Consider the following 21,717-nt stretch of genomic DNA (forward strand, 5'->3'; position numbering starts at 1 on the left):
CTTTTCTCCGACAGAGAAAATTACGGCTGCTTTTCATCATTTCATATTATTTATCAGTTCTTTATCTTCTTGCAATCGTAGCAATATCAATAAGAGATAAATTGTTCAGGTCTGTATTCTCAAGGCTGGTTGCCAGTGCTTCTGCTGTATCCAGAGAAGTAAGGACATTGACACCTGTCTCGATGGCGTTACGTCTGATGACGAAACCATCTTTCTGATGCTCTACACCCTGTGGCGGAGTATCGATGACAACGTCGATCTTATGACCAAGGATAAGGTCCATAAGGTTCGGTGCAGGCTGCTCCAGCTTATTTGTACGGATAACTTTGATTCCGTTTTCTTTGAGGACTTTTGCAGTTCCCAGTGTAGCATAGATTCTGTATCCAAGTGCTTCGAATCTTCTTGCGATCGGGATGATATCCTGTTTGTCTTCGTCTTTAACAGTGATGATCATGTTTTTATGTTTCGGAAGACGGATACCTGCTCCGATAAATGCTTTGTAAAGCGCTTCATTGAATGTCTCAGCAATACCAAGGCACTCACCTGTTGACTTCATTTCCGGTCCAAGACTGATATCAGCGCCGCGGATCTTCTCAAATGAGAATACAGGCATCTTGATCGCATAGTGTTTTGCTTCCGGCTGAAGTCCCGGTTCATAGCCCATGTCTTTCAGCTTGTATCCAAGGATTACCTTCGTTGCAAGAGGAACGATCGGAATTCCTGTTACCTTGCTGATGTACGGTACAGTACGGCTGGAACGAGGATTAACCTCGATCACATATACATCATCTCCAAGAACAATGAACTGGATGTTGATCATACCGATAACATGCAGTGCTCTTGCAAGACGTCTGGTGTATTCTGCAATTGTCTCTTTTGCTTTCTCGCTGATGGTCTTAGCCGGGTATACGGAGATACTGTCACCGGAGTGGATTCCGGCACGCTCGATATGTTCCATAATACCAGGAATCAGGATATCCTCGCCATCGCATACAGCATCTACTTCGATTTCCTTACCCATCAGGTATTTATCAACAAGAATCGGGTGCTCCTGTGCGATCTGGTTGATCACACCGATATACTCTTCTACGTCCTCATCGCTTACAGCGATTCTCATGCCCTGACCACCAAGTACATAGGAAGGACGAACCAGAACAGGATAACCCAGCTCATTTGCTGCTTTCTTAGCTTCCTCAGCAGTAAATACTGTCTGTCCCTTTGGTCTCGGGATCTCGCATTTTTCAAGAATCTCATCAAAGAGCTCACGGTCCTCTGCTGCATCTACGTTCTCCGCAGATGTTCCGAGAATCTTAACGCCCATCTTTGTCAGTGCTTCTGTTAATTTGATAGCTGTCTGACCACCGAACTGTACAACTGCTCCGTCCGGTTTCTCGATATTTACTACATTCTCAACATCTTCCGGTGTCAGAGGCTCGAAATACAGTTTATCTGCAATATCAAAGTCTGTACTTACTGTTTCCGGGTTGTTGTTGATGATGATGGTCTCATAGCCTTCTTTTGCAAATGCCCATGTACAGTGTACGGAACAGAAGTCGAACTCAATACCCTGACCGATACGGATCGGACCGGAACCAAGTACCAGGATTTTCTTTTTATCCGGTGTTGCTACTGCTTCATTCTCTGTGCCTTCATCGCCGTATACAGAATAGTAATATGGTGTTGCTGCCGCAAACTCTGCTGCACAGGTATCAACCATCTTATATGCTGCTTTAATCTGATATTCTTCACGAAGAGCTTTAATCTCTTCTTCTGTCTTGCCTGCCAGACGTGCAACGATGTAGTCCGGGAATTCCATGCGTTTTGCTTCAAGGAGAAGCTCTTTTGTGAGCTTTCTGGTCTTAAGAGCATTTTCCATGCCTACAAGGATTGCAATCTTATCGATGAACCAGATATCAATCTTTGTGATGTCGTGAAGCATGGACTGTGGCATACCACGGCGGATTGCTTCTGCAATCTTCCAGATTCTGCGGTCATCTACGATTTCCAGCTCTGCAAGGAGTTCCTCGTCTGTAAGCTGTGTGAAATCATAGGACATCAGGCTGTCTACGTGCTGCTCAAGAGAACGGATGGCCTTCATCAGGGCACCTTCGAAGTTATGGCAGATACTCATAACCTCACCTGTTGCCTTCATCTGAGTAGTAAGGGTTCTCTTTGCAGTAATAAATTTATCAAATGGAAGTCTCGGGATCTTAACTACGCAGTAGTCAAGCATTGGCTCGAAACTTGCATATGTTTTTCCTGTGATCGCATTCGGGATCTCATCCAGTGTGTAGCCCAGGGCAATCTTTGCTGCAACCTTTGCGATCGGGTAACCTGTTGCCTTACTTGCAAGTGCAGAGGAACGGCTTACACGCGGGTTTACCTCGATTACACAGTATTCAAAGCTGTCCGGTTTCAGAGCGTACTGAACGTTACATCCACCTGTGATTCCAAGCTCTGTGATGATGTTCAGGGCTGAAGTACGGAGCATCTGATATTCTTTATCTCCCAGTGTCTGAGACGGAGCAACTACGATAGAGTCACCTGTGTGGACACCAACCGGGTCAATGTTCTCCATGTTGCAGACTGTAATGCAGTTTCCTGCGCTGTCACGCATTACTTCATATTCAATCTCTTTCCATCCTGCGATGCAGCGCTCTACCAGTACTTCACCTACACGTGAAAGACGAAGACCATTCTCCAGGATTTCACGGAGTTCATATTCATTATGGGCGATACCGCCGCCGCTTCCACCGAGTGTGTAAGCAGGACGGAGAACTACCGGATAACCAATGGTGTTTGTAAATGCAAGACCATCTTCTACTGTTGTAACAACCTTGGATGCTGCGATCGGCTCACCGATCTTCTCCATGGTATCTTTAAATTCCTGACGGTCCTCCGCTTTCTTGATTGTCTGGGCAGTTGTACCGATCAGTCTTATATTGTGTTCTTTGAGGAAACCTTTCTCATCCAGCTCCATGGCAAGGTTTAATCCCGCCTGGCCGCCCAGTGTAGGAAGGACGCTGTCCGGTTTCTCTTTCAGGATAAGCTGTTCTACTACTTCTACTGTCAGAGGCTCGATATAAACTCTGTCAGCGATATCTTTATCTGTCATGATGGTTGCAGGGTTGGAGTTAAGAAGAACAACCTCAATGCCTTCTTCTTTCAGGGAACGGCATGCCTGTGTTCCTGCATAGTCAAACTCTGCTGCCTGGCCGATGATAATCGGGCCGGAACCAATTACAAGTACTTTTTTAATGTCTTTATTTCTTGGCATTATTTATTTCCTCCCATCATATCCATAAATCTGTCAAACAGGTAACTGGAATCCTGCGGTCCCGGGCATGCTTCAGGATGAAACTGTACAGTAAAGATATTCTTTCCTTCGTATGCCATACCTTCGTTTGTGCCGTCATTGACGTTAACGAATGCAGGTTTTGCAATGTTTTTCTCTTCAAGTCCCTCAGCATCTACTACATAGCCATGGTTCTGGGAAGAAATGTAAACACGTCCTGTTGCAAGGTCTTTGACCGGATGATTTCCGCCTCTGTGTCCGTATTTCATCTTATGGGTATCTCCACCTGTTGCAAGAGCCATAAGCTGATGTCCAAGACAGATTGCGAAGATCGGAACTTCAGAATCATATAATTTTTTTATTTCCTTTATAATAGAAGTACATTCCTTTGGATCTCCAGGGCCGTTACTTAACATAATGCCATCCGGATTTGCCTCCAGAATCTCTTCCGCAGGTGTCAGTGCCGGATAAATTGTAACCTCACATCCTCTTTCATTCAGGGAACGTGCAATGTTTCTCTTTGCTCCCAGGTCAAGAAGTGCTACTTTCGGACCGTCGCCTTTTAAAATCTCTTTCTCGCGGCATGTTACCTTCTCTACTACCTTACCTGTTGTATATGCTTTTAACTGGGGGATAATTGTATCTAAATCATAATTTTCATTGACGGTGATCATACCGTTCATGGTACCTTTCTCACGAAGGATTTTCGTTAAGGCTCTGGTATCAATTCCGGCAATACCTGGAATATCATGCTTTGTTAAGAAATGCTGAATCGTGTCCACGCTTCTGAAATTACTTGGGACACGGGATAATTCGCGGACAATAAAGCCGTCCACCCATGGCTTTGATGACTCCTGGTCATCATAACAGATTCCGTAATTCCCAATGAGGGGATAAGTCATACATACTGCCTGTCCTGCATAGGAAGGGTCGGTCATTACTTCCAGATAACCGGTCATGGAAGTATTAAAGACGATTTCGCTGATAACGTCTCTCGTTGAACCAATGCTTGTACCTTTGAACACATGGCCATCTTCTAATATCAGAAATGCTTTCATACAATCTCCCTTTCTTATCTTTATATTGTGTCTATCACTTATTTTTTCCTAAATCTTCAAGATTGTATCACAGCAAAGTGCTTTTTTCAACCTTATAAGGTACTAAAAATAATTAAGTTGATATTAAAAACTTTTTTGTATTTTCAGGCAGATCCAATCACATGCATTCACTGCTTTCTCACATCCAAATACCTCTATAAAATTTAAATCATCCTCTTCTCTGTGCAACTCTACACCGGATAACTGCTCCGCAGTTTATCAGAAGAAGCTTACACTTCTACGTAACAAATTGTGCGTTTTGAGGATACTGTAAAAAAAATTAAAAAAATTTCAAAAAAGCTATTGACTTTTATCCATACATCGGTTATTATAAATGAGCAGTCGCGAGAGAGCGATTGATAAATAAGAAATGCAGAAGTGGCGGAATTGGCAGACGCGCAGGCTTCAGGTGCCTGTGGTAGCAATATCGTGTGGGTTCAAGTCCCATCTTCTGCATTATTTTTTTACTCAAAAAAGGAAACTGATACAGTTTCCTTTTTTTCTGTTCTTATGATACAAAAGACATCAGATAACGGTAAATCTTCCATGTGGTTTCATTATCGTAATGAGTTCCGTCTGTTGTCTTATATCCCTGCTTTTTCAGATAAGAATAAAGATCTGCATATTTCGCACCGGCAACTTCTTTTTTCATTCTGGCATTGAAATCTTCGATTTCCTCATTTGTTACATAAGGATCTTTGGTTACCTGTCCCACTGCCACAATATAGACATCCGCTCCCTGCGCTTTCCATTTTGGAATCTCCTCATTCAGCAGACTGATATAATTGGAAATATTGTATACATCATTAACACCAAGCCAGACAAAAATATCTTCATTTCCTTTCATCTGCTCCTGCAAGGTCTTCAGGGCAGTATCTCTAAGCCATTTATACCCCATTCCAACCTCACATATCCATGTAATGTTATCGTTCTCCACAACATCTTTCATCATATCTGTTCTGGAATCTCCAATCATAATAGTCTTTCGCATTACCGCCTCTGCCGGATCACTCAGTTCAGAATATACAACATTTCCCTGATTTCGTACATATGCCCGTATTCTGTAATAATAAGTCTTTCCTGAAACAGTACCTGTATCTGTATAACTGAATGTTGTATTGCCGGAAACTATATTGATTCTTTTATATCCTCTGTCCTCGGATTCTGACCGGAATATCTGATATCCTTCTGCAGTTTTGATTTTTTTCCATTTGATCAGGGTTCCGCTTTCTTCTCTCACTCTTATCCGGGTGATCACAGGTTTTCCGGGAGCTGTTTTTATCTCCAGTGCTTTCGATGATGGGCTATACAGAGTTTTGTTTCCCTGTTTCATATAAGAACGTATCTTATAAGTGTAGAGCTTATCTTCAGAACCTGTCAGTGTAAAACTGGTAATGTTCCTGTTCTTGATCCTTCCCACGCATTTGTATTTCCCGTAGGCTTTATAATACAGAAAAATCTGATAGCCGGAAGCCTTCTTTACTTTATTCCAGTTAAGAGTCACTCTGTTTCCGGATGCTGTTCCGGACAATACCGGTGTTTCCGGTTTTGCAGATGCTGCGGATGCCGATACTGTTCCAAACATCATTACCGCTATCAGCCAAAACAAAGAGAAACTCTTTCTGATATATTTCACATGACATTCCTCCCATCTATAACAATTCATCTATAACAATACCGGACTGTCCACAGTATTTTACGGAATTGCCATAATCAAAGAGCCGGCTCTGTAAAAGATATCTGCTCTCACATCGCCGGCTTGATTTTATACTGTTCTCAATTATTTTTGTATTATTTGACTTTCACGCTCTTCACTGCACTGTAACCTGTATATACCTTGGCAGATCCTACCATCTTATATGCGCGTGCTCTGAAATAATAAGTTTTACCACTTGTCAGTTTTGTCTTATTTGCGGTCAGCTTTGTAGTTCCTTTTACAACCGTACCCTTCTGGGATTTCCTGGATGATCCACAGTAAACATCATATCCGTCTGCACCTGCAACAGCCTTCCAGCTTACGGTTGCCACACCTTTTTGGGTGGACTTCACAGAGATTGCCGGCTTTGTACCTGTTGCTGTAGCTTTCACTTCTGCGGAATTTGACCAGGATCTGAGGTTCTTATTGGCATCTTTTACCTGTACAGTTGCTGTAACTCTGTATGTATAGGCTGTTCCTGTAGAAATCACATTATCTGTGTAATCTTCTCCGAACTCTGCGTCAGCCAGATCACCATTATCCCATGTTTTAACAGTTTCATATGCACCGTTGCCTGTTTTCTTCTCCAGTTTGTAAGAAGCATCATCTGTACTGGATCCAACGTTTACCACAATCTGATCCCATGTTGCAGATGTGATGGATGCAGTTGCCTTCAGCATTTTGACCTTGGATGAAACTCCTGCATCACAGCTGAACTGCTGAGGTACGGAAATCCATTCCGGTGTAAAGTCAATAGAAGGTGTCTTACTCAGTGAGTTTCCGTCAAGGTATAAGGAAACTACCTGAGACCCTTCCTTGCTGTTTTCCAGTTTCAGATTTGTGATCTTATTATTTCTAAGATCAAGGATTCCCTGAAATCCGGCACAGTTAAATGAAGTGATGGCATTATTGGAGGCATTGACTTCTGAAAGACTCTTTACATAATCAGTATCTCCGATGTTCAGTCCTGCATTTGCCTGTGTGGTAAATTTATTGGAGCTTGCATCTACGAAATCCAGGTTCTTCAGATATTTCTTGGAAGGCATTACTACCTTTGTCAGTTTATTGCTTCCATACTTCACTACACGAAGATTTGTGCATTTGCTGAGATTCAGAGTTCCTGCAAGACTGTTATTACTCAGATTCAGATATGCAACTTTTGTATTCTTTGTAATATTTACAGAAGTAAGTTTGTTATTTGCCGCAAACAGATCTGTCGCATAGGTAAAACGTTCAATGCCTTTCAGGTTGGAAATTCCAAGCCCTGAAACATCAATCGTCTTGGCTGCTTTGATCTCTGCCGCTGAAAGTTTCTTATCCTTGTCTGTATCAATATTGTCTAAAACATACTGGCGGAACTTTGCATCCGGGAAGTTCGCTGAACTGACTGCTACTGCTGATGATGCTTCAGCAGCATCAGACTGAAATTCAGATCCGTCCTCTACCTCCGGAGCTTCCTCTTCTGCTGAGCCAACAGACTGTTCTTCTACTGTTGATGTATCATCACTAAAATCAGCAGCCTGAACGCTGATACCAGAAGTCATCATAGCTGCACTGATCATTCCTGCGACTAATAACTGATTTAATTTTCTGTTTTTCATCTTTCCCTCTCCTGTTCGTAATTTTCATACCTTTTGATACGATATAAAATTATCATATTCCATATCAATTTGCAACATATTTTTAATTATACTGTAATTATCTGGTAAATCTGTAAAAATAATTTACCCTGCAGTTACTTACTTCTCTTCCATTGTTTCTTTTTCCACTGGTGTTTCTTCCACCGGCTGTTCCTGTGCTGGTTCTGTTTCTGCTGTTTTCTCTGTTTCTGGCTCTTCCGGCTGTAATTCTTCTGCCGGTGTTTCTTCCGGCTCATTACTCCCATCTTCATCTTCATCTGAAGATACAGTGTCATTTTCCACATTCTTCGCCGGTTCCGGAGTCGGGCATGGCGTTCCGCAATACGGACAGAAACTTACATTAATATCTACCTCTCGCTCGCAGGACGGGCAGATTTTCTCTCCTTTCAGGTTCGCCGCATTATCCTTATACTCCCTGATTTTCAGATAATGCTGATCAATCTCCTGACATAAAGCACTTAACTCACTATCAATTCCATCACCCTGAGAATGTCGTCTGTAAACAATATCACCGATATCAACTTTGATTTTCTCAATAATGCGCTCTTCTCCTGTGATTTTACTTCTTATCTTCTGCGCCTCGATCGTCTGCTCTGCGCGGGCACCTAATTCTCTTGTTGTCTTTCCCAGTTCCTTCGTTGTTTTTGAAAATGTCTTAACTAATCCATCAAAAAAATCTGTTCCCATAATATTTACTCCCTTCCATTATTGTCCTCATAATACAAGAACAAAACTATTTTAATTAATGACTACCCTCCAGCAGGATCGGCTCCTGTCCGCGAAGAAGAATCCTCGGACCACCGTTTCCTTCTATGTATTCTCTTGTGATCACAACCTCTCCTATGCTGTCATCTTTCGGAATCTCATACATGATATCCAGCATATACTCTTCCAGTATCGCGCGAAGTGCCCTGGCACCTGTATCTCTCTCCAGTGCTTTCGCAGCAATTGCATGAAGCGCCCCGTCTTCAAATTCCAGTTTCACTTCATCCAGTGCAAGAAGTTTCTGATACTGTTTAAGAATCGCATTCTTCGGCTCCTGCAGGATCTTCACAAGCATATCCTCATTCAATCCGTCCAGAGTAAAGATGATCGGAAGTCGTCCGATAAATTCCGGAATCATTCCAAAACTGCGGATATCCTCCACTGTTACTTTCTGAAGCAAATGAGGATCATTATCATATTTATCCTTCAGGTCTGCATAAAAACCAATAGATGCCTGCTTGTTCAGCCTTTCTTTAATGATATTCTCCAGATCAGGAAAAGCACCGCCACAGATAAACAGAATATTACGTGTATTAACAGTTACAAGCGGTACCATTGCGTTTTTGCTGTTTGCACCTACAGGAACTTCCACCTCACTTCCCTCAAGAAGCTTCAGCATTCCTTGCTGCACTGCCTCACCACTGACATCTCTCTGGTTGGTGTTCTTCTTCTTGGCAATCTTGTCAATCTCATCAATGAAAATAATACCATGCTCGGCACGCTCCACATCATTATCTGCCGCTGCCAGAAGTTTGGAAACAACGCTCTCTATATCATCGCCAATATAACCGGCTTCTGTAAGAGAAGTGGCATCTGCAATTGCAAGCGGCACATCCAGAAGTTTCGCCAGGGTTTTAACCAGATAGGTTTTACCGCATCCGGTTGGTCCGATCATCAGCATATTAGATTTCTCAATTTCAATCTCATCCATTGTATCTGTTGCCACACGTTTATAGTGATTGTAAACCGCTACAGACATTACTTTCTTGGCTTTCTCCTGACCGATCACATACTGGTCAAGGGTTTCTTTGATCTTATGGGGAGCAGGAATATTTTTCAGATCCAGAACCGGTTTTTCCTGTTTCTTTTTCTTTTTTTCTTTCTTTGGCTGCTGCACCGGATTCTGGAAGCTGCCCAGATCGATCATACTCACATTCGGCATATTCAACAGGTCAGAATAATTGAACTTACCCTCATTAAACTGCTGATTCATAGAATTAAAGCTCTTCTGCATACAATCTGTGCAGACATGTATGTTATTGGGAAGTTCGATCATCGGACCGGCCTTGCTCTCAGGTCTGCGGCAGAGAAAACAGAATTTTTCGGATTTGTTTCTCTTTTTCTCTGTATCTTCGCTGCTGTCTATTATTTCATCATCATTATAGTTCTCGCTCATAATGACTCCTTTCTATATCCTCTTATTCGTAACAGTACAGTGCTCCTGCAGGATAGCAGGCTGCTGGATCATTACGCTTATTTAACTGAATTATATCATACAATTCCCTTATAACAAAATGAAAGTTTTATAAACACAAAAAGAATCGTTACTGTTGTTACTGTTCACACATCACTATCCCGCGAGGTGTTTTGGCATGAATATGCCAAAATCCCGAGACATACAAGCCAAAATTCCATTGCCGCAGGCAATCTGGAATGAATTTTGGCTAAGTTACAGTGAACGGAGTGAACAGTAACTTACTGTTCACTGATAATATATAAAAGACACCGCCGCATGGGCGATGTCTTTTGTTTTATTCATTGTCCGGTCTGGTGCCGAGAGTCAGCTCTATAGTATTTTCTTCATATTCCCCATTAGTGGCTCTTGCAATAACTGCCTCAATCTTCTCTCCCGATTTATAATACTGCAGTTTATCCAGCAGATCATCACCATCACTGACTTTCTGTCCATCGAATTTTACGATGATGTCGCCTTTACAGATACCTGCCTCCTGTGCCGGGGAATCATTCTCCACATTTCTTACAAAAGCGCCTGTGGGCATATTATACATCTCAATTGCCTCTGTGGTCAGACTGGCAAGACTTACTCCCAGATATCCTTTTTTGCTGCTGTCTACTTTCTCCCTGGTCTCACGATTCATCAGTTCTTCCAGAATAGGCTTTGCTTTGGAAATAGGAATGGCATATCCCATACCTTCTACGGCACTGTCTGCGTATTTTGCAGAATTGATGCCGATCAGCTCGCCTTTCATATTCAAAAGTGCACCACCACTGTTACCCGGATTGATCGCCGCATCCGTCTGGATCAGCCCTGTACTGTTCGTTCCGTCATCTGTAGAAATCGTCCGGTTCAATGCACTTATCCAGCCTGATGTTACAGACTGACCATATCCAAGCGCATTACCGATCGCAACTACCTGCTGCCCTACTGCCAGATCATCCGAACTTCCTATCTGAGCAATCTTGATCTGATTTAAAGTGTCCTCAGGGATATCCGATTTCTTCACCGCAACTACTGCCAGATCATTATCAGCATCTGTACCCTTAATCTTGGCACTGACTGCATCCTCTACATTCAGATCTCCATTATCTCCCGCATTCACAGTCTCTGTCTCTGCATTTGCCACATCATCCCCGATAAAGCAGACACTCAGAGTTGTAGCTCCATCCACCACGTGATTATTCGTTGCGATCAGAAGCTCATCATCATTATCTCCAACGATAATCCCTGAACCTGTTGACGCACTCTTATATTGGCGGGAACTATATCCGAAAAAGCTTGGTATTTCCTGAACACTGACAGTAGTGATCGCAACTACAGAAGGCATGGAAGCCTGAGCCACTGCTGCTACTGTTCCATTCTCAGAGTCAGACAGCACCTTATCGGCAGTGCTGTCATCTGATGCCGTTTCCTGAAGATCCACACTGTCTGTAGTTTTAATCTGCACCGAAGACTTACCTGTATTCAGGAATCTGTCTGCTGCAAAATTCGCCGCCTGAAATACAACTGCCGCCACCAGGCCAAAGATCACAGCCAGTGCGATTGTCGTCCCTGCTTTTTTCTGAAAAGAATTCTGATTTCTTCTGTGTCCAGAGGGACCGGATGGTTTCAAAACAGTTCCCTGTTCTTCATGGAACTGATAATGTTCATATCTGGGCTGCTGACCGGAATCATCTGTTTTTTCACCCAGGTTTCTTTCATCATTCATGTAATCTGCTCCCTTCTGTTCCTGTATTACTGTTTATCGGAGCACTCCCCGAAATAAACAATGATCTGTAACTGTTTTATTTCTGCACAGTTACAGCAATTCTTCTCCTGAACTCTGGAATCAGTATATCAATTAATTGTGTTCAAAATGTGACAATTATCGTAAATTGGCGTGTCTTAAGGTTATCCGCTTACCTTTATTTTCTGTTCCAGTAATATGGACTCATGGTACATGCAAGAACAACTTTCCGGGGAAGTTTTCTGTATCTTTTCCCCAGGAAATATCCTGCATATTTCATTCCGCTCTGCCAGATCAGCTGAGGAATCAGCCAGAAGTGTCCCGTTCTTATCAGATAGCCCAGGCTTCTTTTTACCAGACGGATTCCCTCTCCCTCAGAAGGTACTCCTTCAAAAATCTCCGGATGCTCTGCCTGGGATACTCCCAGATCGAAGTTTCTGTGGAACTGCTGTCTTCCGGAATAATTATGGGAATGATATACTCTCGCATCTGCCGCATAGACAACTGAATAGCCTTTCTGAATCATTGTTCCGGCACAGATCATATCTTCATTGAAAATCGCCCGCTCTGTAAAACCGCCTGTTTTCAGATAAATCCCTTTATCATAGGCCGCGCACACATTAGAACAGAAATAGGTCTTGATCCCGTACTTATCAATATCATCCAGTGACTTTACCGAGGACTGCTCCGGATAATTAAAAGAACGGGTATAACGTTCCAGAAAGCGACAGTCTGCCTTAGGCAATTGTCTTGCATAGGCTGCTCCTGCACCCGGATTTTCACTGACAGCACAGACAAGATTTCCAATTACTTTTCTGTCAGCAGGGAGAGCATCCTGTGTCATAAAGATCATAATATCTGCATTCGAAAGTTCTGCTGCCCTTCTTCTGGTTCCGCCATGATCAAAATCCTTCTGTTCCAGGTGATGAACCTCAAGGATCGGACATTTCTCCCATTCTCTGTTCCAGTACTGCTCTCCCGTATTCATAACCAGAATCCTGCGGGGACGATATTCCTGTTCTTCCAGTCTGTGCAGCAGTTCTCCAAATTCTCTGCCGGGACGATAGGCAGGAATGATTACATCAACTGTCACAGTGTCATTATATTTTTCCTTATGCGTCATCCTCAACACTCCTTATCTGAAAAGAGGACCATCCTTTCCAACAGATGGTCCTCTTTTCTATTATTTATATTTTTATAGCAGTTCCCTGTTACTGTTCTTCAGAACTTGCTCCGGAATCTGCTGCTGAATCATCGCTGAATCCATCGTCGCCGCCTGTCTCATCTCCACCGGTGTCATCGCCGCCTGTCTCATCTCCACCGGTGTCATCGCCGCCGGTCTCATCTCCACCGGTGTCATCGCCGCCGTCGTAGTCTCCACCACCGGTGTCATCGCCGCCGTCGTAGTCTCCACCACCAGTGTCACTGCCGGTGTCATCGCCGCCATTATCATAACCGCCATCATAACCGCCGTTATCATAATCACTGTCATAATCGCCGCTGTTATCCGTACTGCCGGAGGTATTATCGCCGGACCATACAAAAGTGTCATTTGCATTTGTGGTATCAGTGTCCTGTGTCGTAGTCTTGGCTGCATCATCCAGCTTACCTTCTCCGCCGACGATCTCAAGTATCTTATTACTGCGGGCCACTACCTCAGAAGACGGAGTATAATCCTGATCATCATACAGGAACTTGTGAAGTTCAACTACATTGTTCTCAAGATCAGTAGGAACAATAATACTTCCCTTGATATTAGAGAATTTAAACTTCTGCGGGAATCCCGTACTGTCTGTAAATTTATATCCGATCAGAGTCGGAATAAGTCCCAGAATATCCTGTTTTGAAAGAGATGTTGTAACCATCGGGAATACATCATCCATAATCTTAAAGATAGAAGAAAGACCTGCTATCTTCGCCTTATCAAAGAGCATTCCAAGTACTCGTCTCTGACGCTCTGTACGTCCCATATCCAGACTTGCAGTATAACGGATACGGCAATAGGATGTCGCCTGTACACCGTTCAGATGATAAGTTCCTACAATGGCTTCCTCATCTTCCGGCTTTGGCTCCGGTTTCTCGATTGGAGTGTAATCTTTCCCTGTCAGCTTGGATGTTTCCACGCAATAGTTATTCATATGTTCAATTTCCGCATAAGATAACGGAATATCAAGACCGCCAAGATCATCTACCACTTCTACAAGTGCAGAAAAATCGGCCGTCGCATAATCGGAAATATCCAGATCCAGGTTTGTATTTAACATAGTGATCGCCTGTTCCGGACCACCCAGCGCATAGGCTGCATTTGCCTTCGTATAGGTATCATCTCCAACATTGAGAAGTGTATCTCTGTATACGGAAACCATACGCACTTCTTTTGTATCGTTGTTTACACTCACAATGATCATGGTATCACTGTTCTGTGCAGAATACTGGGAGCCTTCCCCTCTGGTATCAATACCAAACAGCACATAGGTCTTGTATCCTGTCATCTTTGGTGCTTCCTGGTTTACGACTATTTTTTCCTTTTTCAGTTCCGGCTGCTCAATCTTATCCAGCCTGGAAGAAATCTGTCCATACACATACAGCCCGCCAATAAACAGCAGCAGTACAATGATCTCAAGCACAAACAGTACTTTTTTCTTTTTTCCTGGTTTAGCCATGCCTTTTTCCCCTTATCTTAATATGCATTTTTGTTTATAAATCCCTTGAAAAATGTAAGGAATATAATCTTGATATCCAGCCCTATGCTCCAGTTTTCAATGTAATAAAGGTCATATTCGATTCTTTTTCTTATGGATGTGTCTCCGCGGTAACCATTCACCTGAGCCCAGCCGGTAAGTCCCGGGCGAACCTGATGTTTCACCATATATCTCGGGATTTCTTCTCTGAATTTCTCTACAAAAAACGGCCGCTCCGGTCGTGGTCCCACAAGACTCATGTTACCCTTCAGTATGTTGAAAAGCTGTGGCAGTTCATCAATACTGGTGTGACGCATAAACTTTCCGATGGGTGTTACTCTTGGGTCATTCTTTACTGTCCATGCCTTCTTCTCTTCCGATTCCGGCTGTACTTCCATGGAACGGAACTTGTACATCCGAAAAGTCTGGTTATGAAGTCCAACCCTCTCCTGTTTATAGATCAGTGGTCCCGGTGATGTCAGCTTAATGATAGCACACATTAACAGCATCAGCGGTGAGGTTACTATGATTCCAACAATAGATCCTGCAATGTCCATCGCCCGCTTGACCAGTGCATTGAATGTATTGTTCAACGGTACATAACGGATATTGATAACCGGAAGTCCCAGTATATCTTCTGTGTATGGTTTTGTCGGAATGATCTTATTATAATCCGGGATAAACTTGGTGTGTACTCCGGATTTTTCACACAGTGCTACAATCTCTTCCAGGCGGTAATATTCACTTAAGCCCAGAGTGATCGCTATTTCATCCAGCCGGTTCTCCGGAAGTATTATATTCAGATTGGCAATCCTTCCAAGAACTTTGATTCCCTTGTACTCTGTTCCTGCCGGAACATTGTCATCCAGTATTCCGCGGATCACATATCCCCACTGAGGATTGGCAAGAACTCTGTCAATGTATTCCTCTGCTGCGCGGCTGTATCCCACACAGATCATCTGTTTCTGATTCAGTCCCTTCTCTCTCATATTTCTCAGAAGAGCGAAAATCAACATTCGGGCACACCACTGAAGCACAATATTAATTACATAAAACATAATATAAGTAGAACGGGAAAAATCGCTCTCATCTATCATGTAAAATGTAAACATCAGAATAAGGAGCCCAAGCGAGTTGGCCTTTACAATATTAGCCAATACAAGCCGACGCCCCTGCATCCGCATGGGAGTATACAATGTGAAAGCCTGATACAACAACAGATAAACCGGTACAATAAAAACCAGCATCAGCATATACTGCTGAAAGCTTCTGGTTCTGACTGCTGTTGCTGCCATAGGACCAACAAAACGGATCAGCCATGCCAGAAAATATGACAGTACCAGTACAATTGCATCAATGATCATATGGAGACGACTGAAATTCTTTTCATTGTCCTTTAGCAATCTTTTGTCACCTCATTTTTTTATCGTTTCTATATTATAATAGTTGTTTTATAAAAGCAATAAAAATTTATCTTTCTTTCTTATCATCCGCACAAACGCCTGAAGATATTCACCCACAATTCAACTTGAATCCTAAAATAGTTTGACAGATTTTGAAATTTAAAAGGTATTTTATGATTTTTTTTACTGATCTGGAATCCATTCTTAATTCCCGCAATATACTCTCTTCCGAATCCTTTCAGCGTAAAAAACAGAATTTTGATTCCAAATCCTGCAACAAGAAACGGAAGATTGATAATAATCTGTAACACCGGCATATTTTTGTATATCAGATAAATATTATTTCTGGAAGAATACCGGATCTTGAACTGATTATATCTGGATCCGCTGGTACCGCTTCCCACATGGTATACCATGGCATCAGGTGCATACCAGTTTTCATATCCGTAGATCCTGGCCCGGTATCCCACGTCCATGTCCTCCAGATATGCAAAATGTTCTTCGTCAAAATATCCCAGCTCATCAAAGATCTTCTTTCTGTAAATAGCAGCTCCTGCGCAGGAAGCAAAAATCTTCTCTTCCTTTTCATAGGTATGGATATCTTTCCCTTTACCTCTCGCATAAGCCCATCCAAGTGCGCAGTAATAGTTTCCTGCGTCATCCAGCCTGTCCCTGTCATGAAACTGAATCATTCTGGCAGCACAGGAAAAAGCTTTGGGATGCCTTTTGATGGCTGACAGCATTTCTTCTATAAAATTCTCCGTTACTTCAATATCATTGTTTAAAAGCAGTACATAAGGTGAGCGTGATGCTCTGATCCCTTCATTGACCGCTTTACAGAATCCGAAATTCTCCGGCAGTTCGATCAGATGGACCCATGGATACCTTGCAGCAACAAAAGCACAGCTTCCGTCATTGGATCCATTATCCACAAGAATTACATCAAAATTGCTTACAGTCTGACACTCCAGACCTGCAAGTACGCCATCCAGATAAGCCATCCCATTAAAATTCGGAATGATCACTGATACTTCCTGCATGATTTCCTCCCTGTCTTCTCTTTTTTCTGTCCTGCTTCTGTCTCCATTCCCGGGATTGGCTTCAGAGAATAATTCCATTTGGTAAGAGACAGGTTTTTGTTATAACAGGGATCTCCGTTTTTGAGAATGTCTATCCAGTGACATCGCATATATTCAATCTCCGTCTGAAAACGGCGCACTTTCTCCTTGCTGTCTTCAGCTCCTCTGGTCTTTGATTCCATATGATAAAGCTTCGCATAGGGATCATATACGATCAGATAGCCGTTTTTTCTTACTTTCAGGCAAAGATCCACATCATTAAATGCCACAGCCAGTTCTTCTGTAAATCCTCCTGCCTGCTCAAAAACCTCTTTCTTCATCAACAGACAGGCGGCAGTCACTGCACTCATATCCTGAAGAAGGGATGCCTTATGCAGATAGCCGGTACGGTCCGCAGGCATATCTACGAACATATGCCCCGCAATACCGCCCATTCCGATCACACATCCTGCATGCTGGATCGTATTATCCGGATAAATGAGCTTTGCTCCGACACCGCCCACTTCCGGACGCTGACACACTCCAAGCATTTCTTCCAGCCAGTCCGGATTGATGGATTTTACATCATTATTCAGGAAAAGCAGATATTCTCCCTTTGCATGCGCCGCAGCAAAGTTATTGATGGCAGAATAATTAAATTCTTTTCCCCATCTCAAAAGATGGATCTTTCGGTTTCCGGAAAGCTCTTTATAATATCGGAAAATCTCATCAGTGGTACTGTTATTCTCCACGATTATGATCTCAAAATTCTGATAACCGGTATTCTTCTCCAGCATTTCCAGACAGGTCTGAAGAGTCTCTTTCTCGTCTTTGTTTGGTATGATAACAGACACCAGAGGTTTTCCCTGCACCGGATATTTCACCCGGTAAAAGCCCAGATCCTGTGTATGGCTTACCTCGCCTTTTGTACCTGTTCTCTCAAGATGAGCTTCTATTGCTCTCTTGCCGGCTTCAAATGCGTACATTTTACTGGCAGGATTATCTGCAGTGGAGGCTTTGTGTGTTCTCCAGTGATACAGGATTTCCGGAACATGCAAAACCTCTCCGGCATTCTCCGTACAGCGGAATATAAAATCGTAATCCTGAGCTCCGTCGAATTCTTTTCGGAAACCTCCGGTCTTTTCTACAATACTCTTTCGCACTACAAAAAAGTGGCAGATATAATTATTGGAACGCAGGAGATCCAGATTAAAATCCGATTTCAGATGTGGCTGAAAATGCTCGTCCAGTTCTGTTGTAACCTTATCCTCGTCTGTATAAAGCGCATCTGCCTGCGGATGATCCTGCAGTATTTTCACGATCTCATATAATGCATTGGGTGCCAGCAGGTCATCATGGTCAAGAAGCCCCACAAATTCACCTTTTGCCATTGCAAACGCGCGGTTTGTGTTCTCTGCAATGCCAAGGTTCTCTTTGAGATTGCAGAATCTTACCCGGGAATCTCCGGCTGAATATTCTGCCAGTACTTTCTGCATCTCCTCATTGTCAGGACTTGCATTTACGATACACAGCTCCCAGTTTGAATAGGTCTGAACGATCAGTGATTCTATCATCTGTCTCAAAAATTCTACAGGTGTCTGATAAGCCGGAACTGCAATGCTGATCAGCGGTGAATAATCAAATTTCTGTTTCCTCTGTGTTTCCAGTGTTTCCTCCGTCGGAATGTAAGCCCGGTACCATGGACCATATGGTACTTCTTCCGGTTCAAAACGTTCATGCAGCCTGATCCAGAATTCCTTTGGTCCATAATGCTTCATGTAGCGGAACCCTTTCCGGATCGTATAGGGGGAAAGCTTCCTGAACATTTTCGTCCACTGGATTTTTCCTCCTGCAGATGGTTTTTTACTCATATGATAACCTCGATTTTTACTATGATTTTTTATTTTAACATTGTATGATATTTTTTGCAAGAAAGGAGAGAAATGTGTTATACTGTTATTGTTTTTATGGTTACTGTTCACTTACAATGAACAGTAACTTTTCAATATTTTTATACACAGGAGTATTATATACCATGATGATAAAGAAAAAAAGAATCACTGCAGCCCTGATGGCTCTGGGACTTGGTGCTGTCACCATGTTTTCACAGTTTCCGGTATCTGCTGCTGAAGAAACAGCTCAGAATACAGACGCCGCCGCACAGACAGCAGATCCGTCTGTCGTAGTCACCAACGGTATCGACGGATGGCCCCAGGCTTCCGATATTTCGTCTGCCGCGGCAATTGTAATGGAAACTTCCACAAACACAGTCCTGTATTCCAAAAATGCAGATCAGCCTCTTTACCCTGCAAGCGCAGTCAAGATTATGACCTGCCTGGTTGCTCTTGAGAACAGCAGTCTGGATGAACAGGTAACCATGACTGCAACCGGTGTTTCCGGTGTTACTGACGGAGGAGCCAATATTTCCTCACAGTTAGATGAGGTTTTCACCATGGAACAATGTTTATATGCCATCATGGTTGCCTCTGCCAATGATATCGCACTGCAGGTAGCTGAACATGTGGGAGGTTCTGTGGATGCTTTTGTACAGACAATGAATACCCGGGCACAGGAGCTTGGCTGCACCAATACTGTCTTTACCAATCCTACCGGTCTTCCTGATGAGAACCAGCATATCACCGCCCATGATATGGCTCTGATCATGGAAGCAGCTATGGCAAATGACACTTTCCGCACCATTGCAGCAACTACTTCCTATACACTTCCGGCAACAAATGTTTCCGGCGGTGAACGTGTACTCACAAACAATTTTACCATGATAAACAGCACCAGCGACGGTTATTATAAACCCTGTATCGGCGGTAAGGAAGGGTACACAGAAGCTTCCGGAAGTACCCTGGTATGTGAAGCTTCCAAAAATAACATGAAGCTGGTATGCATTGTATTAAATGGCGCATCCGGTGTTACCAATAATGAAGCGATCGCGCTTCTCAATTATGGTTTTGACAATTTTGCACCCCTTACCATCGCAGACAATGATTTTAACCGTCTTTCCGGTGGTACAGTCATTGCACCAAACGGTGCCACAGAAGATAATCTGACCACAGAAGATACTTCTTCTGACGGACAGATCACACGCCAGTATTACTTTGGAGGAACTCCTGTAGGAACTGCGATTCTGGAAGACGCAGAGCAGCAGACAAATGATGCCGCAGTAACCGGTCAGAAGAATATGGAGGCAGCACAGGCATATTCTGCTTCCCATACAACTGCTCCTTATTATATCATCGGGGCGATCGGGGCAGCATTCCTGCTGTTTTTCCTGTTCCTGATGATCAAAGTGATCAAATCCTGAAGCCTGCTTCTGAATACCAGACAGTAACCATTTCTTTGATAGATAAAATAGATAAATTTAAGGGACTTCCGCAAAAGCTTTTCATGCGGCAGTCCCTTTATTTCTTTTAAGGCAAGATTAAAAATGCCCAGCAGGCAAATGGCGAAATCACCAGCAGTACAGTCAGTACTCTGTATATCAGACTCCGCACCTTTTCATTTTTCACTGTTTTTGTCAGAATATTATTCCAGCCCAGCGTAACAAAGTACATCAGAGGATATAATGCAGGCATAAGATATCTTCCCTGTGGCTGATTATCACTGTAATAAACATAATACAGAAACAGAAATACCGGAATCATAATCAGAAATACCATCATCAAATGGAAAATACCTTCTTTATTCCACTCTCGGGATATCACCTTTGTTTTAATCTTCCATCTGTCATTTCCAACTGCTTTCCGCTGTGCAACATACATTTTTTTTCTCAGATCAAATGTCTCTTTTACAAAAAATACACTGATGATCCCAACAGCAAAGAACAGCATATACAGTTTGCTGACCGTATATGGCATATAAATTTCCATCTGTCCAAAAGTACCGATGAAACTTACACACACTGTCAGAATCCAGTTATGATACCAGCCCGGATCCTGATAAAGGATAATATCTTTCCAGTTCCATCCCAGCTTTGCAGGAGTCGGATACAGTGACGGTCTGTAATCATTCTGAGCATATTTTTCCGCACATTCCGCACAGGATTTCCTTCCCAGGAAATCTCCGTTATACAAAACTGCGTTACGGATGAACCACCAGCCGCAGAGAACTAAAGTAACTGCTGCGATCACTGCTCCTCTGCTGAAAAGGAAACGAACTCTCTGTGAAAAAGCTTCTTCTCTGCAGAGTAATACCGTAAAACAGAAGAAGAAAAAACTGCAGAGTATCCAACCGTATGCATTATAATAAGACAATGCACATACGGCCATTCCCACTGCAAGGAGTATACAGTTTTTCCATGTCCAGTCTTCTCTCAGATAAGAGACCCATGCATACAAGATCATGGCTGCTGCCAGCAGTGCCAGTGAGTCTGTATTCACATAAGTTCCCATAAAGATTGCCTGCGGCATAAATCCTGCCAGTGCTGCAAACAGCCATCTAACTTCTCTGGAATATTTTTCTTTCGGAAACAGTTTGCCCGAAGCTTTTACAACAAAATACACTGCACCTGTGACAAACAGTACATCTGCCATACGTGCAATTTTGAACATGGAGTATCCCGGATCTGCAAAAAGCCGGGATATTCTCATAAATAATGCAGACACCATATAAGATACAACCGGATAATATGCATAGGAAATTCCCCACACTTTATTCCTGACAGCCGGATCATCTCCCCCCGGAAGAGCTCCATGATGTTTATAAATGTAATCTGCAACATAATATCTCATCTGTTCATCCGGCCCTGAATTAAAAGGCTGTGTCATCGCCCAGGTTGTCAGCAGGATAAACGCCAGAAATACAAAAATGAAAATTTCTGTTTTTTCATTGATCTCTTTCTTTTTCTTTAACATATCTTCTTTCACATTCATTTTATAGCAATTTC

At 42.9% G+C, this 21,717-nt stretch carries 14 protein-coding genes and 1 tRNA gene; 2 read left to right on the plus strand and 13 right to left on the minus strand.

The window, feature by feature from the left end:
* Window positions 1–61: 61 nt before the first annotated feature.
* A complete protein-coding gene (carB, locus tag LJE12_RS05955) occupies window positions 62–3,277 on the minus strand; it encodes a carbamoyl-phosphate synthase large subunit (RefSeq protein ID WP_022380221.1) in 3,216 nt (1,071 codons plus the stop codon).
* Entirely contained in the window at window positions 3,277–4,353 is a 1,077-nt protein-coding gene (locus LJE12_RS05960; RefSeq protein WP_022380222.1) for a carbamoyl phosphate synthase small subunit, read from the minus strand. Before LJE12_RS05960 ends, carB begins: the two co-directional genes overlap by 1 nt.
* 411 nt (window positions 4,354–4,764) lie before the next feature.
* Here LJE12_RS05960 and LJE12_RS05965 point away from each other — a divergent pair.
* Window positions 4,765–4,848, plus strand: a tRNA-Leu gene (locus LJE12_RS05965).
* Between the two features lie 52 nt (window positions 4,849–4,900).
* Here the strand turns inward: LJE12_RS05965 and LJE12_RS05970 are convergent.
* The 10 genes from LJE12_RS05970 to LJE12_RS06015 form a co-directional block, all read right to left on the minus strand.
* Complete coding sequence (locus tag LJE12_RS05970; RefSeq protein WP_227226656.1) at window positions 4,901–6,028, minus strand: hypothetical protein; 1,128 nt, start codon at window positions 6,026–6,028, stop codon at window positions 4,901–4,903.
* A 155-nt stretch (window positions 6,029–6,183) separates the two neighbouring features.
* Window positions 6,184–7,689: a leucine-rich repeat domain-containing protein gene (locus LJE12_RS05975; RefSeq protein ID WP_227226655.1), complete on the minus strand. Its 1,506-nt coding sequence runs from the start codon at window positions 7,687–7,689 to the stop codon at window positions 6,184–6,186.
* Window positions 7,690–7,827: 138 nt separating this feature from the next.
* Window positions 7,828–8,415, minus strand: a complete 588-nt coding sequence (locus LJE12_RS05980; protein ID WP_008706094.1) for a DUF7575 domain-containing protein — start codon at window positions 8,413–8,415, stop codon at window positions 7,828–7,830.
* A 55-nt stretch (window positions 8,416–8,470) separates the two neighbouring features.
* The gene (clpX, locus tag LJE12_RS05985; protein WP_055057584.1) at window positions 8,471–9,889 is read right to left on the minus strand and encodes an ATP-dependent Clp protease ATP-binding subunit ClpX; all 1,419 of its coding nucleotides are present in this window, start codon (window positions 9,887–9,889) and stop codon (window positions 8,471–8,473) included.
* A gap of 355 nt (window positions 9,890–10,244) precedes the next feature.
* Window positions 10,245–11,660, minus strand: a complete 1,416-nt coding sequence (locus LJE12_RS05990; RefSeq protein WP_008706097.1) for a S1C family serine protease — start codon at window positions 11,658–11,660, stop codon at window positions 10,245–10,247.
* Window positions 11,661–11,856: 196 nt separating this feature from the next.
* Entirely contained in the window at window positions 11,857–12,801 is a 945-nt protein-coding gene (locus tag LJE12_RS05995) for a glycosyltransferase family 2 protein (RefSeq protein WP_020993488.1), read from the minus strand.
* An 88-nt stretch (window positions 12,802–12,889) separates the two neighbouring features.
* The gene (locus LJE12_RS06000; protein WP_227226654.1) at window positions 12,890–14,341 is read right to left on the minus strand and encodes an LCP family protein; all 1,452 of its coding nucleotides are present in this window, start codon (window positions 14,339–14,341) and stop codon (window positions 12,890–12,892) included.
* 17 nt (window positions 14,342–14,358) lie between these two features.
* Window positions 14,359–15,762 (minus strand): undecaprenyl-phosphate glucose phosphotransferase, encoded by a 1,404-nt coding sequence (locus LJE12_RS06005; protein ID WP_008706104.1) that lies wholly within the window; start codon window positions 15,760–15,762, stop codon window positions 14,359–14,361.
* Between the two features lie 83 nt (window positions 15,763–15,845).
* On the minus strand, window positions 15,846–16,802 hold the full coding sequence (locus tag LJE12_RS06010; RefSeq protein WP_008706107.1) for a glycosyltransferase family 2 protein: 957 nt from the start codon (window positions 16,800–16,802) through the stop codon (window positions 15,846–15,848).
* Window positions 16,784–18,691 carry a glycosyltransferase family 2 protein gene (locus LJE12_RS06015; protein ID WP_008706108.1) on the minus strand — a complete coding sequence of 636 codons (1,908 nt, stop codon included), beginning with the start codon at window positions 18,689–18,691 and terminating at the stop codon, window positions 16,784–16,786. Before LJE12_RS06015 ends, LJE12_RS06010 begins: the two co-directional genes overlap by 19 nt.
* 164 nt (window positions 18,692–18,855) lie before the next feature.
* Between LJE12_RS06015 and LJE12_RS06020 the strand changes: the two genes are divergently transcribed.
* Window positions 18,856–20,136, plus strand: a complete 1,281-nt coding sequence (locus LJE12_RS06020; RefSeq protein ID WP_226824557.1) for a D-alanyl-D-alanine carboxypeptidase family protein — start codon at window positions 18,856–18,858, stop codon at window positions 20,134–20,136.
* Between the two features lie 106 nt (window positions 20,137–20,242).
* Here the strand turns inward: LJE12_RS06020 and LJE12_RS06025 are convergent, their stop codons facing one another.
* Window positions 20,243–21,703 (minus strand): ArnT family glycosyltransferase, encoded by a 1,461-nt coding sequence (locus LJE12_RS06025; protein ID WP_020993490.1) that lies wholly within the window; start codon window positions 21,701–21,703, stop codon window positions 20,243–20,245.
* Window positions 21,704–21,717: the final 14 nt, after the last annotated feature.

Source organism: Blautia sp. DFI.6.71 (assembly GCF_020593585.1).
Classification (GTDB): Bacteria; Bacillota; Clostridia; order Lachnospirales; family Lachnospiraceae; genus Blautia_A; species Blautia_A wexlerae.

Excerpts from the sequence above, each read along its gene's own strand:
- clpX (WP_055057584.1), bottom strand. The coding sequence starts at position 9,889 with ATGAGCGAGAACTATAATGATGATGAAATAATAGACAGCAGCGAAGAT.
- LJE12_RS06010 (WP_008706107.1), bottom strand. The coding sequence starts at position 16,802 with ATGCAGGAAGTATCAGTGATCATTCCGAATTTTAATGGGATGGCTTAT.
- LJE12_RS06015 (WP_008706108.1), bottom strand. The coding sequence starts at position 18,691 with ATGAGTAAAAAACCATCTGCAGGAGGAAAAATCCAGTGGACGAAAATG.
- LJE12_RS05990 (WP_008706097.1), bottom strand. The coding sequence starts at position 11,660 with ATGAATGATGAAAGAAACCTGGGTGAAAAAACAGATGATTCCGGTCAG.
- LJE12_RS05980 (WP_008706094.1), bottom strand. The coding sequence starts at position 8,415 with ATGGGAACAGATTTTTTTGATGGATTAGTTAAGACATTTTCAAAAACA.
- LJE12_RS06025 (WP_020993490.1), bottom strand. The coding sequence starts at position 21,703 with ATGAATGTGAAAGAAGATATGTTAAAGAAAAAGAAAGAGATCAATGAA.
- LJE12_RS05960 (WP_022380222.1), bottom strand. The coding sequence starts at position 4,353 with ATGAAAGCATTTCTGATATTAGAAGATGGCCATGTGTTCAAAGGTACA.
- LJE12_RS05975 (WP_227226655.1), bottom strand. The coding sequence starts at position 7,689 with ATGAAAAACAGAAAATTAAATCAGTTATTAGTCGCAGGAATGATCAGT.
- carB (WP_022380221.1), bottom strand. The coding sequence starts at position 3,277 with ATGCCAAGAAATAAAGACATTAAAAAAGTACTTGTAATTGGTTCCGGC.
- LJE12_RS06000 (WP_227226654.1), bottom strand. The coding sequence starts at position 14,341 with ATGGCTAAACCAGGAAAAAAGAAAAAAGTACTGTTTGTGCTTGAGATC.
- LJE12_RS05995 (WP_020993488.1), bottom strand. The coding sequence starts at position 12,801 with ATGACGCATAAGGAAAAATATAATGACACTGTGACAGTTGATGTAATC.
- LJE12_RS06020 (WP_226824557.1), top strand. The coding sequence starts at position 18,856 with ATGATGATAAAGAAAAAAAGAATCACTGCAGCCCTGATGGCTCTGGGA.